15 protein-coding genes are annotated in these 14,979 nt (G+C 72.4%); 9 read left to right on the top strand and 6 right to left on the bottom strand.

Annotated elements, in window-relative coordinates; translation table 11 throughout:
- Nucleotides 1-484: 484 nt before the first annotated feature.
- Nucleotides 485-1,288, bottom strand: coding sequence for an META domain-containing protein (locus LL648_RS21200; RefSeq protein ID WP_232664374.1), 804 nt, complete (start codon nt 1,286-1,288; stop codon nt 485-487).
- Between the two features lie 104 nt (nt 1,289-1,392).
- Between LL648_RS21200 and LL648_RS21205 the strand changes: the two genes are divergently transcribed.
- From LL648_RS21205 to LL648_RS21225, 5 genes are all read left to right on the top strand, one after another.
- On the top strand, nt 1,393-2,358 hold the full coding sequence (locus LL648_RS21205; protein ID WP_232664375.1) for an MBL fold metallo-hydrolase: 966 nt from the start codon (nt 1,393-1,395) through the stop codon (nt 2,356-2,358).
- 16 nt (nt 2,359-2,374) lie between these two features.
- A complete protein-coding gene (locus tag LL648_RS21210; protein ID WP_232664597.1) occupies nt 2,375-4,066 on the top strand; it encodes an FAD-dependent monooxygenase in 1,692 nt (563 codons plus the stop codon).
- Complete coding sequence (locus tag LL648_RS21215) at nt 4,041-5,240, top strand: homogentisate 1,2-dioxygenase (protein ID WP_232664376.1); 1,200 nt, start codon at nt 4,041-4,043, stop codon at nt 5,238-5,240. The genes LL648_RS21210 and LL648_RS21215 overlap by 26 nt, the downstream gene beginning before the upstream one ends.
- Nucleotides 5,237-6,415, top strand: coding sequence for a fumarylacetoacetase (gene fahA / locus LL648_RS21220; RefSeq protein WP_232664377.1), 1,179 nt, complete (start codon nt 5,237-5,239; stop codon nt 6,413-6,415). Before LL648_RS21215 ends, fahA begins: the two co-directional genes overlap by 4 nt.
- 264 nt (nt 6,416-6,679) lie before the next feature.
- Nucleotides 6,680-7,105, top strand: coding sequence for a pyridoxamine 5'-phosphate oxidase family protein (locus LL648_RS21225; RefSeq protein ID WP_232664378.1), 426 nt, complete (start codon nt 6,680-6,682; stop codon nt 7,103-7,105).
- Between the two features lie 407 nt (nt 7,106-7,512).
- On the opposite strand, the gene LL648_RS21230 is transcribed toward LL648_RS21225, so the two are convergent.
- Nucleotides 7,513-8,262 (bottom strand): TetR/AcrR family transcriptional regulator, encoded by a 750-nt coding sequence (locus tag LL648_RS21230; protein WP_232664379.1) that lies wholly within the window; start codon nt 8,260-8,262, stop codon nt 7,513-7,515.
- 43 nt (nt 8,263-8,305) lie between these two features.
- On the opposite strand from LL648_RS21230, the gene LL648_RS21235 reads away from it, so the two are divergent.
- Together LL648_RS21235 and LL648_RS21240 are read left to right on the top strand one after the other, a co-directional pair.
- Entirely contained in the window at nt 8,306-9,019 is a 714-nt protein-coding gene (locus LL648_RS21235; protein WP_232664380.1) for a hypothetical protein, read from the top strand.
- Entirely contained in the window at nt 9,016-9,525 is a 510-nt protein-coding gene (locus LL648_RS21240; protein ID WP_232664381.1) for a mycothiol transferase, read from the top strand. The genes LL648_RS21235 and LL648_RS21240 overlap by 4 nt, the downstream gene beginning before the upstream one ends.
- Nucleotides 9,526-9,601: 76 nt before the next feature.
- Here LL648_RS21240 and LL648_RS21245 read toward each other — a convergent pair whose 3' ends face one another.
- Nucleotides 9,602-10,651: a zinc-binding dehydrogenase gene (locus tag LL648_RS21245; protein ID WP_232664382.1), complete on the bottom strand. Its 1,050-nt coding sequence runs from the start codon at nt 10,649-10,651 to the stop codon at nt 9,602-9,604.
- 61 nt (nt 10,652-10,712) lie between these two features.
- Here LL648_RS21245 and LL648_RS21250 point away from each other — a divergent pair, with 61 nt between their 5' ends.
- Nucleotides 10,713-11,657, top strand: coding sequence for a ring-cleaving dioxygenase (locus LL648_RS21250; protein WP_232664383.1), 945 nt, complete (start codon nt 10,713-10,715; stop codon nt 11,655-11,657).
- Nucleotides 11,658-11,901: 244 nt separating this feature from the next.
- Here the strand turns inward: LL648_RS21250 and LL648_RS21255 are convergent, their stop codons facing one another.
- Nucleotides 11,902-12,099, bottom strand: coding sequence for a DUF7455 domain-containing protein (locus LL648_RS21255; protein ID WP_232664384.1), 198 nt, complete (start codon nt 12,097-12,099; stop codon nt 11,902-11,904).
- A 168-nt stretch (nt 12,100-12,267) separates the two neighbouring features.
- Between LL648_RS21255 and ligD the strand changes: the two genes are divergently transcribed.
- Nucleotides 12,268-13,236 (top strand): non-homologous end-joining DNA ligase, encoded by a 969-nt coding sequence (gene ligD / locus LL648_RS21260; RefSeq protein WP_232664385.1) that lies wholly within the window; start codon nt 12,268-12,270, stop codon nt 13,234-13,236.
- Between the two features lie 17 nt (nt 13,237-13,253).
- Here ligD and LL648_RS21265 read toward each other — a convergent pair whose 3' ends face one another.
- Nucleotides 13,254-13,892 (bottom strand): TetR/AcrR family transcriptional regulator, encoded by a 639-nt coding sequence (locus tag LL648_RS21265; RefSeq protein ID WP_232664386.1) that lies wholly within the window; start codon nt 13,890-13,892, stop codon nt 13,254-13,256.
- On the bottom strand, nt 13,889-14,974 hold the full coding sequence (locus tag LL648_RS21270; RefSeq protein WP_232664387.1) for a PDR/VanB family oxidoreductase: 1,086 nt from the start codon (nt 14,972-14,974) through the stop codon (nt 13,889-13,891). The genes LL648_RS21265 and LL648_RS21270 overlap by 4 nt, the downstream gene beginning before the upstream one ends.
- Nucleotides 14,975-14,979 lie beyond the last annotated feature (5 nt).

The following is a 14,979-nucleotide window of genomic DNA, read 5'->3' on the forward strand; positions in this document are numbered from 1 at the left end:
TGCCAGGAAAGCCACTTTCCTGTCCTGTGGTGCCAGGAAAGTGGCTTTCCTGGCAACGGGTGTGTTGCGCACGCATCAGGCTGGCGGGTTGATCGTGCCCCCGGGTCCGCGACATGGAACCTTGTGGCGGTCGTGCAACGTTGCAGGCCAGCCACAGGGTTCCATGTGGCGGCGGGTGAGCGGCCTCGTTAAGCCCACCCGACCCTGGGCCGACCGCGACAGTTGCGTCGATTCACCTGACAGCCACTTTCATGCAACGTGAGGGCCGGAAAGTGGCTTTCCTGCCCTCGCGTGCGCAACGCACACACCCAGCCGGCCACCACCGCCCCGTGCCCGCCGCGCCGTTCGTTCACCGACCCCACCGCGACCGTCCACCCGAGCGCCGCACCCATCACGGATTCACATCCTCGTGGCAGCCCTCGGAGGGCCATGGCGCACTTTCCTGACCTCGCCCGCGGCGTGCCCCCGCGCGGGTTCGGGCTCGTCAGCGCGTGAGGCGGCCGGTCTCCGTCCCGTCCGCGGCGAGCAGGACGAGGGTCTCGCCGTCGAGCCCGGCCCGGCGCGCGCCCGTGAGCCACGTGCCCACCGGGAGGTTGTCGCACCCGATGAGCGTCTGCTCCAGGAGGTCGGTCGCGAGCAGCGTGCCGTCCAGCGCGACGATCCACCGCCCGGCTGTTCGGTTGCAGCCGTCGGAGCCGGTCCAGGTGCCGTCGGTGGCGAAGTCGAGGAACGGTTGCGAGTCGGTCTTGCGCTCCGGTGTCCAGCGGCCCGCCAGCGCGGCCGGCGACACCGGTCGCAGGTGCTGTGGCAGCGGCGCGGGTCGGCCCCACTCCGCTCGCACCTCGTCGGTGACGGTCGACGCCGGGGTCGGCTCGTACTCGGGCGGCGGTGCGTCCGACGCGACAAGTCGGGCGGCGACGGTGCCGTCCGCGCCGGTCAGCATGCGTTCGGTGCCGTTGATGCTCACCTTGGTCGCCTTGGTGACCCATTCCGGCACGGCCTTGCGGCACCCGCTCGTCATGGTGACGCCGGCGATCAGGTCGCCCGTCCACCCGGCCCGCCACGGCCCGCCGAACTGCAGGCAGTCGTCGATCACGGTGAACCGGCCGGCCCACACGTGCACCACCGCCCCGTCGCCGTAGCCGGCGTCGTGCACGGTCCACGTCCCGACCAGCTGTAGCGGGTCGGGGTTCGCGGAGATGCCGGGTGCAGCGGCGGCTGGGGGCGGTTGGCCGCAGGCCCCCGTGAGCAGGGCCAGCGCGGCGAGCAGGGCGAGGCGGAGCTTCATGCGGGGAGGACGAACACAGCCACCCGACGGGTTGCACGGGATTCCGATTCCGCCGTCGCAGGCGTAGCATCCGGTTGTCAAAGCTTTGACTACTTGGAGGCGGGATGTCAGCGAAGCCGTTCGCGTCCTCGGGCGACCTGGCCGAGAAGGAGCAGACGCTGGAGGTGCTCGCCGACGGCGTCTACGCGCTGACGGCCGAGGGTGACCCGAACGTCGGGGCGATCGAGGGGGAGGACTTCCTCGTCTGCTTCGAGGCGATGGCGACGCCGGTCGCGGCCGGCAAGTGGCTGGCCAGGTTGCGCGAGCACACGGACAAGCCCGTCCGTTACCTCGTGCTGAGCCACTACCACGCGGTTCGGGTCCTCGGCGCCTCCGCGTTCGGCGCCGAGGTGATCGTCGCGCACGAGAACACCCGCGCGCTCGTCGCCGAAAGAGGCAAGCAGGACTGGGCGTCGGAGTTCGCGCGCATGCCGCGGCTCGCCGAGCAGGCCGACTCGGTGCCCGGCCTGACGTGGCCCACCCTCACGTTCTCCGACCGGCTGACGATCGACCTCGGCGGCGACCGCGGCGATCTCGTCCTGCAGTACTGCGGGCGCGGCCACACCGAGGGCGACATCGTCGGCTGGCTGCCCCGCCACAAGATCCTCTTCGCCGGCGACCTCGTCGAGGCGGAGGCCGCGCTCTACACCGGCGACGCGTTCCACCGCGACTGGACGGGCGGCACGCTCGACCGGGTGCAGGCGTTCGGGGCGGAGGCGCTCATCGGCGGTCGGGGCGCAGTCAGCCGTGGCCGTGCTGCGGTCGACTCGGCGATCGCGCAGACCCGGAACTTCCTCGACGTCATGATCAGGGAGGTCGGCGCGGCCCAGGCGCGCGGCGGCACCCTGAGGGACGCCTTCGAGGCCTGCCACGCCGCGCTCGACGAGCAGTACGGGCGCTGGCCGATCTTCGAGCACTGCCTCCCGTTCGACGTCTCCCGGCTGTGGGACGAGCTCGCCGGCGTCGAGCGGCCCGTCATCTGGACCGCGGAACGCGACCAGGAAGTCTGGGCGCAGCTGCAGGGCGGGTGACGTGGACCCCGTCATAATAGTGGGGAACGGACCCGTCGGGCAGACCGCGGCGTTGCTGCTCGCGCGCTGGGGCGTGCCGTGCGTGGTGCTGGACCGCCGTCCCGAGCGGGACGTGATCGGGTCGAAGGCCATCTGCCAGCACCGCGATGTGATCGACATCTGGGCGGCGGTCGGCGTGGGGGAGCAGGTGGCGCGGGAGGGCGTCACGTGGTCGACCGCGCGCACGTTCCACCAGGGCGCCGAGCTGTTCAGCTACACCCTGACCGACCCGGGCCGTTCGCCGTTCCCGCCGTTCGTCAACCTGTCGCAGAGCCGGACGGAGGAGCTGCTCGATGCGGCCGTCGGCGCTGAACCGTTGATCGACGTCCGGTGGGGCTGCGAGGTAACAGGCATCACGCAGGACAGCGCCGGCGTGACCGTCGAGTGCGGTTCCGTGGGCGTGCGCGGCCCGTACGCGATCCTGTGCGCCGGCGCGAGCTGCGGCGAGCTGCGCAGGCAGCTGGGGGTGACGTTCGAGGGTGAGTCGTTCGACGACCGCTTCCTGATCTGCGACATCAAGGCCGACCTCGCAGGGTGGGCGACCGAGCGGCGGTTCCACTTCGATCCGAGCTGGAACCCGGGCCGGCAGGTGCTGATCCACCCGACGCCCGGCTCGACGTTCCGCATCGACTGGCAGGTCGCCGCGGGGTACGACCTCGAGGCCGAAGCCGCGTCAGGAGCGCTCGACGCCCGGATCAGGGCCGTGATCGGGGAGACGGCGTACGAGATCGTCTGGATGTCGGTGTACCGGTTCCACTCGCGGTGCGTCGACCGGATGCGGGTGGGGCGGGTGCTGCTCGCGGGCGACGCCGCGCACCTGATGTCCCCGTTCGGGGCGCGCGGGCTGAACTCCGGGGTGGCGGACGCGGAGAACGCGGCCTGGAAGCTCGCCTACCTGCTGCGCGGCTGGGCGGGGCCGGAGCTGCTGGAGAGCTACCACGCCGAGCGGCACGCGGCCGCTGCGGAGAACATCGCCGTCACCACCGCGACCATGGACTTCCTGGTGCCGCCGGACGCGCCGCGCAAGGCGCACCGGACGGACGTGCTCACCCGCGCCGCCGCCGACCCCGCCGTCCGCGCGCAGGTCGACTCCGGCCGGCTCTACGAGCCGTTCTGGTACGTCGACTCGCCGCTGACCACACCCGACCCGGGCCGCCCCTTCGCCGGCCGGCCGCCGCGCGGGCAGTCCCCGCCGCCGGGGCCGGGCACGCTCGTGCCGGACACGCCGCTGACCGACGGAACCAACAAGACCGACGGCACCGACGGCGCGCCCGGGAAGGGCAGGAAAGCCACTTTCCTGCCCCCAGAGGGCCGGAAAGTGGCTTTCCTGCCCTCGCCGCGCAGCGGCAGCCGCCTCCGGGAGGTGGCGCGCGACGGGTTCCTGCTCCTCGCCGCCCCGGACGTCGACCCGGCGGAGCTCGCGGCCGCCGCGGAGGCCGCCACCGGGCCGGTCCGGGTGCTCGCGCTCGATGCGGTCGACCCCACCGGTGAGCTGCTCGGCGCCGGCAGCGGCGAGGTGTTCGTCGTCCGGCCCGATGCGCACATCGCCGCCGTCGTCCCGACCGCCGCCGTCGCGGAGGCGCTCGGTCGCGCCCTGGGCGGCCCGCACCATCCCGTTCCTGCAGATCGCGAGGAGGTCAACGATGGCGTACTACCGCAGCACCGGTGAGATCCCACCGAAGCGGCACACGCAGCACCGCGCACCCGACGGCGGGCTCTACCGCGAGGAGCTGATGGGGGAGGAGGGCTTCTCCTCCGACTCGTCGCTGCTCTACCACACCGGTGTGCCCTCGGCGATCGTCGACGCCACGCCGTGGGAGCTGCCCGACCAGCGCACCACGGAGAACCGGCCGTTGCTCCCGCGCCACCTCAAGCTGCACGACCTGTTCCCCGGCGAGGAGTGGAAGCGCGCCGACGTCGTCACCGGGCGCAGGCTCGTCCTCGGCAACGCCGACGTGCGGATCTCCTACGTCGTGGCGGGGGAGTCGTCGCCGCTGTACCGCAACGCGGTCGGCGACGAGTGCGTCTACGTGGAGGCCGGGGAGGCGGTCGTCGAGACGGTGTTCGGCACGCTCACGGCGCGCCAGGGCGATTACGTGATCCTGCCGAGGGCGACCACCCACCGCTGGGTCCCGACCGGCGGCGAGCCGCTGCGTTGCTACGCGATCGAGGCGAACTCGCACATCGCGCCGCCCAAGCGCTACCTCTCGCGGTTCGGGCAGCTGCTGGAGCACGCCCCCTACTGCGAGCGCGACCTGCACGGGCCCGCCGAGCCGTTGGTGGTCGAAGGCGAGGACGTCGAGGTGCTGGTCAAGCACCGGGGTTCCCGGGGCATCACCGGCACGCGGTACGTCTACCCGACGCACCCGTTCGACGTCGTCGGCTGGGACGGCTGCCTCTACCCGTACACGTTCAACGTCTCCGACTTCGAGCCGATCACCGGGCGGGTGCACCAGCCGCCGCCGGCGCACCAGGTGTTCGAGGCGCAGAACTTCGTGATCTGCAACTTCGTGCCGCGCAAGGTCGACTACCACCCGCTGGCCGTTCCGGTGCCGTACTACCACTCCAACGTCGACTCCGACGAGGTCATGTTCTACTGCGGCGGCAACTACGAGGCGCGCAAGGGTTCCGGGATCACACAGGGCTCGATCAGCCTGCATCCCGGCGGGCACTCGCACGGCCCGCAGCCCTCGGCGATCGAGCGGTCGCTCGGCGCGGAGTTCTTCGACGAGCTGGCCGTGATGGTCGACACCTTCCGCCCGCTGGAGCTGGGTGAGGGCGGCACCGCGAGCGAGGACCCGGCGTACGCGTGGACGTGGGCAGGACGGGGACCGAACGCATGACCACCGGAACGACAGCCGGCTTCGGGCTGGAGAACCTTCCCTACGGCGTCTTCAGCCACGGCGACGACCGGCGCCGGATCGGGGTCGCGTACGGCGACGCCGTGCTCGACGTCGGCGCGGCCGCGGCCGGTGGCCCGTTCGAGGCGCTGCTCGCCGCCCCGGTGCTGAACCCGCTGCTCGCGGCAGGCCGCGCCACCTGGACGGCGGTGCGGGCCGCGATCACGGAGTGGCTACGTGATCCCGTGACGAGCGCTCACCTCGTCCCACGCTCCGAGGTGACGCTGCACCTGCCGTTCGAGGTCGGCGACTACGTCGACTTCTACTCCAGCGAGCAGCACGCGACGAACGTCGGGAAGATCTTCCGCCCGGATTCCGCCGCGCTCACGCCCAACTGGAAGCACCTGCCGATCGGCTACCACGGCCGGTCCGGGTCGATCGTCGTCTCCGGGACGCCCGTCGTGCGCCCGAAGGGGCAGCGCAAGGGTCCGCAGGATCCGGCGCCGGTGTTCGGCCCGTCGGTGCGGCTGGACATCGAGACGGAGGTCGGGTTCGTCGTCGGCGCAGGTTCCCCGCTCGGCTCGACGGTGCCGGTGGAGGACTTCGCCGAGCACGTGTTCGGGGTGTTCCTGCTGAACGACTGGTCCGCGCGGGATCTGCAGGCCTGGGAGTACGTGCCGCTCGGGCCGTTCCTCGGCAAGTCGTTCGCCACGTCGATCTCGCCGTGGGTCGTCCCGCTCGACGCGCTGCAGGCCGCGCGGGTCGCGCCGCCCGCCCGCGACCCGGAGCCGCTGCCGTACCTGCGCGACAACGGCGACTGGGGGCTCGACCTCGCCATCGAGGTGCGGCTCAACGGGCACCTCGTCTCCTCGCCGCCGTTCGCCGGGATGTACTGGACGCCCGCGCAGCAGCTCGCGCACATGACGATCAACGGGGCGCCGACCCGCCCTGGCGACGTCTACGCGTCCGGGACGGTCAGCGGCGCCAGCAAGCAGGAATACGGCTCGTTGCTGGAGATGAGCTGGGGCGGCGCGGAGCCCCTGACCCTGCCCGACGGGACCACCCGCACGTTCCTGGAGGACGGCGACGAGATCGTCATCTCCGCGACGGCACCCGGCCCCGACGGCTCCCGCATCGCCTTCGGCGAGGTGGCCGGCCGCATCGAGCCGGCCACCTGACCCGCGCGGGGCACGGGAAGGGAGTGCCGGGAAAGCCACCTTCCCGGCGTGTGGGGCCGGGAACGTGGCTTTCCCGGCAACGTGTGCGTCCCGCACCCATCTCGCCGGCGTCTCGGGGTGCGTGTGAGGGCAGGAAAGCCACTTTCCTGCCCTCACAGGGCCTGAACGTGGCTTTCCTGCCCTCCCGTCGGGTGTGGGTGGAATGCCGGGTGCGGTGCGTCGGGTTGAGGCGGATGGATCATCCGCAACCTCTCGGGAGCATTGATGGCAAGCACGTCCCTCACCGACGCCGATCTCCGGTTCCTCGCCGGACCACGGCTGGGGTTCCTCACTGTCGCCCCGCGCAGCGAGACGGCATGGCCCGCGCCGCGGCCGGTGTGGTTCGAGGCCGCCGACGACGGCACGATCCAGCTCTTCTCCAGCGCCGAGTCGCCGAAGGTCCGGGCTGTCGAGGCCGAGCCGCGGGCGTCGCTCGTCGCGGCGAACGCCGTCGGTGAGCCAGAGAACTGGGTTGCCGTCGTGGGCACGGCCACCGTGCACACCGACGGCGCGAGCGAGCTGGCCGCGCGGCTCGGCGCCCGCTACTGGGACCTCGACGACCCGGCGCAGGCCGCGAACCTGAAGGGCATGGTCGAGTCGGACCTCGTCCGGATCGTGATCGAGCCGGAGCGGGTCACCCGATACGGGTGATCGTCAAAGTTTGGTGCAGCAGCCCGCGTTCACGATTTCGCAGTTGCTGTAGAGCCGCTTCCGGGTGTATGGGTAGACAGGCCCATTGATGTGAATTCTGCATAGCCCATGCGTGCAATAATCGCGGTATTCGCATGCTCCTGCGCTGGCGTCTGCCTTGGGTACGAGGAGTGTGAGTAGTCTGTCGCTCATGCTCGCCAGGGCAAGTCTCATGCCTGCTGCCTCTCTGTTCGTCCTCGGGTGCTCTCGTTCGAAAGCGTAGGTGCGGAGGTCATGGGCGCAAAGGGTGAACGGTAGGGCATTTGTCGGACATTCAGGGGACATCTGTGCCTAGATGTCGTGGGAATGTCTACCGCCGGAAACTGCGTCCTTGAATCGGCACTTTTCGGATTCGCGCGTCGAGCGGTTCACCCGTTACGGCTGATCCCGTCCAGCAGCAGCGCGAGCCCGGCGTCGAAGCGGTCGAGCGCGCGCTGCAGCGTGTACGGCCTGCCGGTCGCGGCGACGGCGAACCCGCCCGCCGCCTCGACGGCCGCGAGCCGCGGGAAGCGTTCGGCGGTCATGAGCTCGTCGAGCATGGGGAGGTGCGCGGCCCACCACTCGTCGTCGCTGCGCCCGGTGCGCTCGGGCGCCTGCTCGGCCTCGACGACCTCGGCGGCGGCGCCTCGGACGTAGGCGTCGAGCGCGGCGATCGCCTGGACGGCCTGCGCCGCCGGTAGGTCGGGCAGGCCGAGCGTTGCGTCGTAGCGGGCCACGACGCCGGGCCCGAACACCGAGCGCGCGCTCGCGACCTGCAGCAGCCACGGGTGCTCGCGGTATCCGGCCAGCTCGGCGCGCGCGTACGCGTCGAGCGCCGCGCGCGGGTCGTCCCCGCGCACGGGCAGTGGCCGTGCGCCGACCACGGCATCGACCATCAGCTCCAGCAGCTCGGCCTTCCCCGGGACGTACGTGTAGAGCGATGCCGCGCCGACTCCGAGGTGCTGCGCGACCGCGCGCATCGACAGCGTCATGAGTCCCACGCGCGCGGCCAGTGTGAGCGCCGCGGCGACGATCTCGTCGAGCGTGCGGCCCTGCTTCGGTCCGCGCCGCGGTCCGGGGGCGGTGCGCCAGAGCAACGCCATCGTCCGTGCCGGGTCGCCGCGGCCCGCGTACTCCATCGCTGTCCTTCCGTCAAAACTCCGAACACTGTACGGTCTTTACGTGCCTGAGCGAACGATCCCGATCCTTCCCTGCCGCGCCCTCGACGACGTCGTGCCCTTCTACCAGGCTCTCGGCTTCGTGCAGACCTACCGCCAGGACCGTCCGTACCCCTGCCTCTCGATGGAGCGCAACGACATCGCACTGTTCTTCGGCGGAATCGAGGGGTTCGACCCCGAGCAGTCGTACGCGAGCGTGATCATCGTGTCGGACGACACCGCCGCGCTCTTCGACGCTTTTGCCGCCGGGCTGCGCGGGGCGTACGGCAAACTGCCGCAGTCGGGGATCCCGCGCATCACGCGGCCGCGGCGCAAGCAGGGCATGGCGGGCGGGTTCACCGTCGTGGACCCGGGCGGCAACTGGCTGCGGGTCAGTGCCAAGCAGAGCGCGGACGACGAGTCGCCGCACGGACGACTCGAGCGTGCAGTGCGCACGGCCGCCCGGCAGGCCGACTCGCGCGGCTACGAGGGCACCGCCATCTCCGTGCTGGAGAAGGCGCTGGCCCGGCATACCGACGCACCTGCCGTCGAGCGGGTCGGCGCGCTGGTCTTCCTGGCCGAACTGCGGATGCGGGTCGGCGAGGCCGCCGGCGCGGCGCAGGCGCTGGCCGAGCTGCGGGCACTCGACCTCGACGAGTCGCAGCGCGCCGCCGTCGCCGGCGAGTTCGCGACGGCCGCCGAGATCGAGGAGGCCCTCCGTGCGAGGGTGGAGCCATGAACGGCATCGATCTTCTCGTCGACGGTCTCGGGCGGGCCAAGGAGGTCGTCCACGACGCAGTGGACGGGCTGAGCACAGCCGAGCTGGCCGAGCGGCTCGACCCCGAGGCCAACTCGATCGCGTGGCTCGTCTGGCACCTGACCCGCGTGCAGGACGACCACATCGCCGAGGTCGCCGAGCAGGAGCAGGTGTGGACGTCGCAGGGCTGGGCGGAGCGGTTCAAGCTGCCGTTCCGGCCGTCGGCGACCGGGTACGGCCAGAGCAGCGCCGACGTCGGGCAGGTGCAGTCGAGCGCAGAGCTGCTGCTCGGCTACCACGACGCCGTGCACGCGCAGTCCGTCGCCTACCTCGAGACGATCCGCGAGGACGATCTGGAGCGGATCGTCGACGAGCGCTGGGACCCGCCGGTGTCGCTCGGCGTGCGCCTGGTCAGCGTGGTCGACGACTGCGCGCAGCACGCCGGCCAGGCCGTCTTCGTCCGCGGCGTCCTGCTGCGCCGCCGCTGAAGTTCCCCACCGTTTTGCCAACCTGCACACCCGAAACGCCGTGCAGGTTGGCGAAACGGTGGGCAAGTTGCGGGGTCTACGGCGTGAGGATGAGCCGGATCGGGTTGCCGTCCTTGCTCTCCAGCCGGGCGACGGCCGTCGCGGCGTCGGCGAGCGGGATGTGCGCGCTGATCGACGGGCCGAGGTCCAGCCGGCCCGAGCCGGCCAGCCGGATGAGCTGCTCGATGTGCTCGGGTGCCGAGCCGTAGTGTCCGCGCAGGCCGTTGCCGAGGAAGCTGAAGCGCGTGCCGTTCGTGACGGTCAGCGGCTCCGGGGTGAGCCCGACCAGCACCAGCTGCGCGCCCGGGCCGAGCACCGTCGCGGCCTGCTCGCGCACCGCGCCGACACCGGCGAAGTCGAACGCGACATCGAGCCCGCGCCCGCCCGTCGCCTGCAGGACGGTCGCCTGGAACGACGGGTCGGCGGGGTCGAGCGCGATGTCGGCGCCGAAGTCGAGCGCGCGGTCACGGGCCGCCGGCAGCGGGTCGACGACGATGATCGGCGCCGCCCCGGCGAGCCGCGCCACCAGCACGCCGTGGGCGCCGAGCCCGCCGGCGCCCCAGATCCCGACGGCCTGCGCGGGCCGCACACCTCCGGTCACCACGATCGCGGCGTACGGCGTCGAGACGGCGTCGGGGACGATCGCGGCCTGGTCGAGAGGCAACGCGTCGGGCACGGCGACGAGCGTGTCGTGGCGCGCGGTCGTGTACTGCGCCCAGCCGCCGTCGTAGTCGACGCCGCGGGTCCTGATCTGCATGCACGCCCTGCGCCGGACGCAGCCCGCGCAGGTGCCGCAGGTCTGCCCGGCCTGCAGCGTTACCCGGTCGCCCGGCTTCCAGTCGCCCGGCACGTCCGGCCCGACGGTGCGCACTACGCCGGCGACCTCGTGGCCGAGCGTCACGACGGTGTCCGGGAGGAAAGCTGGGGTCAGCGAGCCGTCGATCAGGTGCACGTCGGAGAGGCAGACCCCGGCCGCCTCGACGGCGACCAGCACCTCTCCCGCTGCGGGTTCCGGCACCGGTACCTCCTCGACGGCGAACCGTCGGGTGCCGTCGAGGTGCAGCCGTCCGGCGAGCATGGTCTCCATGAGGTGATCGTGGCACGGGCGGGCCAGCGGCTCGTTGAGACGGCAAATAGGATGCTGCACCATGAGCGCTCCCGCGCCGCACGGCCTGCACCATGTCACGGCGATTGCGACGCAACCCCAGCGGAACATCGACTTCTACACGAGGGCGCTGGGTCTGCGGCTGGTGAAGCAGACCGTCAACTACGACGCGCCGGAGAGCTTCCACCTCTATTACGGCGACACCGAGGGTGCACCGTCGACGCTGTTGACGTTCTTCGCGTGGCCCGGTGCCGAGGCGGGCCACGCCGGCAGCGGCCTGGTGACAGCGACGGCGCTGAGCGTCCCGCCGCAGTCGATCGGCTGGTGGCAGCGACACCTGACCGGCCTCGGGATCGCGGTCGACGGCCCGCACGCGCGCGCGGGTGAGGAGGTGCTGACCTTCCGCGACCCCGACGGGTTCGTGCTCGACCTCGTGGCCGCGCCCGGCGACCACCGCTCCGGTTGGGACGGGATGGCCGGCATCCCAGCCGAGCACGCGGTCCGGGGGCTGCATTCGGTGACGATGTCCGAGCGCATGCCCGAGCACACCGTGCGGCTGCTGACCGAGCTGCTCGGCATGCGAGCCCACAGCGAGGATCGCGGTCGCATGCGGTTCGTGATGGGCGACGGCGGGGCAGGCGCGCTGGTGGACGTCGTGCCCGACAGCCGTGCGCGAGGGCTGCAGTCGGGCGGGTCGGTGCACCACGTCGCGTTGCGCGCGCCCGACGACGCGACGCAGGAGGTGTGGCGACAGGAGATCCTCGCGGCCGGCCTGCCCGTCACCGAGATCCGCGACCGCACCTACTTCCGGTCGATCTACTTCCACGAGCCGGGCGGCGTGCTGCTGGAGATCGCGACCGACGGGCCGGGGTTCACCGTCGACGAGCCGCTCATGGAGCTCGGCCGGTCGCTGAAGCTGCCGCCGTGGCTGGAGCCGAACCGCGAGCAGATCCAGGCGTCGCTGCCGATCCTGCTGAACCGGGTCTGAGGGCGCCGTAGGGCCGCCGGGCGTTGCGCACGCGTGGGCAGGAAAGCCACTTTCCGGCCCTCACAGGGCAGGAAAGTGGCTTTCCTGCCCTCCCCGACGAGCGGGGTGACCGCGACGGCTGCGGTGCCCGTGGGTGCCCGATCGAACCGGGCATGCTCCAAGTCGCAGGAAAGCCACTTTCCTGCAACGTGGTTGCTGGAAAGTGGCTTTCCTGACTTCCCGCGGGAGGGCGGGTGGTCTCGGTCTAGTCGGTCTCGGCCGGGTAGAGCTCGGCAGCTAGCTCGGCGAGCCGCACGCTGTGGCGGCGGGCGTGGTGGTCGCAGAAGAACAGCTCGCCGCCGGCGGCCAGCACGGCGCGGACCTTCGCGCGAGCCCGGCAGCGGTCGCACGGTTCGTACCCGGTGATCGGTGCGCATGTCGTCGGCACGGTTGTCGTCGGCACGGTGGCTCCCTCCATCGGGGTGTGCCACGAGTGTGCGCACCGGGGGCCCTCCGGCGGACTCACCACGCGGCGGCAGGGGCGACCCGATCGGGTCAGTGTTTTCTCACCATCCGGCAACCCCGTCGGATTCCCGCACCACGACGGCCCCTGATCAGGCACGATCGCCTGATGACCGGCTCGCTGCCTGCGCCGATCGCCCCGATGCTGGCCACGACCGGCACCCCGCCGGCCGGGCCGGGCTGGGCGTTCGAGTTCAAGTGGGACGGTGTGCGCGCGGTCGTCGGCGTGGCGGGCGACGAGTGGCGGGCGACCAGCCGCAACGGCAACGACCTCACCGGTGGCTACCCCGAGCTGGCCGTCCTGCCCGACGCCTTGGATGGGCGGCGGGTCGTGCTGGACGGGGAGCTGGTCGCGTTGGACGACGGCGGCCGGCCCGACTTCGGGTTGTTGCAGCACCGGATGCACGTCCGCGGCCCGGCGCCCGACCTAGTGGCGCAGGTCCCGGTGTTCTTCTACGTGTTCGACCTGCTGGTGGTCGACGACGAATCGCTGGTGGCGCAACCGTACGTCGACCGGCGCGACCGGCTGCTGGAGCTCGGGCTGCAGGATCACGCGCCGCGGCTGCAGGTGCCGCCCAGCGTCGACGGCCTCACCGGCGCGGAGCTGATGGGCGTCGCCCGGCAGCACGGCCTGGAGGGGATCGTCGCCAAGCGTCGGGCCGCCCGGTACGAGCCGGGGCGACGCTCGCCGGCGTGGGTCAAGACCGCGCTCGTGCAGACCCAGGAGGTGCTGATCGGCGGTTGGCGGCAAGGCAAGGGCAGACGCGCGAACGGGTTGGGGGCGCTGCTGCTCGGCGCCTACGACGGCGAGGGTGTGCTGCAGTACATCGGCGACGTCGGCACCGGGTTCACCGACCGCATGCTCGACGACCTGCTGCGCGCGCTCGTGCCGTTGGGCCGCGCGACCTCGCCTTTTGCGGAGGTCCCTCGCGAGTACGCCCGCGGCGCGCAATGGGTGGAGCCCGGGCTGGTCGGCGAGGTCGAGTTCCGCCGCTGGACCCACGACCGCAGGCTCCGCCACGCCGCCTGGCGCGGGCTGCGGGCCGACAAGGACCCCGGCGACGTCCGCGTCCCCTGACGACCCGAAGTTGGGGTCTACGTCAGGGTTAGCAGGTGGGCGCTGGCGTCGCGTGATGCCGTCACCGTGAGCATGGCGGCGAGCTGGTCGGCGAGCCACGTGATCAGCTCGTCGCGGGGGATGGACGGCTCCTGCAGCCAGCGCAGCGACGTGCCCTCGACGAGGGCGACCCAGCCGCGCAACGTCATCAGGAAGAGCGGGGTGGTCGCCGGGACGCCGCTGCGCTCGACCAGCAGCCCGACGATGTGGTTGCGCACGCCGTCGACCAGCGCGGCCGTCTCACCCGTCGTGATCACCGAGCCGGTCCGCAGCAGCGCGACGTACGCCGCGGAGTGCCGCTCGACCACGGCGAAGAACTCCTCCAGTGCCCCGCGCAGCTGGTCGGCCGGCGACTCGCCCGGCGGCATCGAGATGCGGGTGGTCAACTCCTCGACGACGGCGCTGAGCGCTGCGACGTGCAGCTCCTCGACACCGCGGAAGTACCGGTAAAACAGCGCGCGCGAGACGTCCGCCGCCCTAGCGACGTCGTCGATGGTGACCTGCTCCGGCGCGAGCCGCCCGTAGAGCTCCAGCGCCGCGGCGATGAGGTGCTCGCGTCGCCGCTCCGGCGACATCCGCCGCGGGGCGCGTCCTGGCTGTGCTGCTGCTCGACTCATGGAACCTTGTGGCTGCTGGGTGGGCTCGTGCTGCCGCCACATGGTTCCACGTGGCGGCCGAGGTCGACGACGAGCGGGGTCGCGTCGCGGGCGCGGGCGACGCACAGCGCCATGCGGCCGGGCGCGGACGTGTCCTGCTCCGTCGCGCCGGCGAGCAGCGGCACGTGGCAGGTGCCGCAGAAGCCCTGCTGGCAGGAGTACGCGAGGTCGGGCACGACGTCGCGGACGGCGGCCAGCGCGGACCGATCGGCGGGCACCTCGACGACCGGCCCGCCGTGGCCGAGCCGCACGGTGAACGGGCGGCCGCCGCGCACCGGGGGCGGCGAGAAGCGTTCGGCGTGGAACCCGTGCCCGTCCGGCACCGCCCGGCGCACGGCGTCGATCATCGCGGGCGGGCCGCAACAGTAGACGGCCGCGCCGGCGGGGAGGTCGGCGAGCAGCTCCGCCGCCGTCGGCACGCCGCCGTGCACGTCGTCGGCGCGCCGGATCACCCGCGCGGGGTCGAGCCCGGCGAGCCGCTCGCTCAGCGGGAGCGAGGCCAGGTCGCGGCCGGTGTGCACGAGCCGCCAGTCGGCACCGCGGGCCGCGGCCGCCCGCACCATCGGCGCGATCGGCGTGATGCCGATGCCACCCGCGAGGAACAGGTAGGCGGGCGCGACGACGAACGGGAACGCGTTGCGTGGCCCGCGCACGACCAGCCGCGTGCCCGGCAGCAGCCCATGCACCTCCAACGACCCGCCCTGACCTGCGTCGATGCGTCTCACCGCGACCCGGTAGGCGGTGCGGTCGGCGGGATCGCCGCAGAGCGAGTACTGCCGCAGCCGCCCGGAGGGCAGCAGGACGTCGAGGTGTGCCCCGGGGCGCCAGGGCGGCAGCGGTGCGCCGTCCGGCCGCGCGAGCCGCAGCCCGACGGCGTCGGGCGCCTCCGCGGTGAGCTCCGCGACGACGACCTTCAGGTCCCGGTCGACCGGGCGCGGCAGCCGGACGCCGCCGCGGGCGGCCACAACCGCCGCTCCCGCCGCCGCCCGCGCGATCGTGCGCAGCAGCCGGTCGGGTCGCGGCGGGCCGGGAGCCGCTGTCATCGCGC

It is taken from the genome of Pseudonocardia sp. TRM90224 (assembly GCF_021245725.1).
Taxonomy (GTDB): Bacteria; Actinomycetota; Actinomycetes; order Mycobacteriales; family Pseudonocardiaceae; genus Pseudonocardia.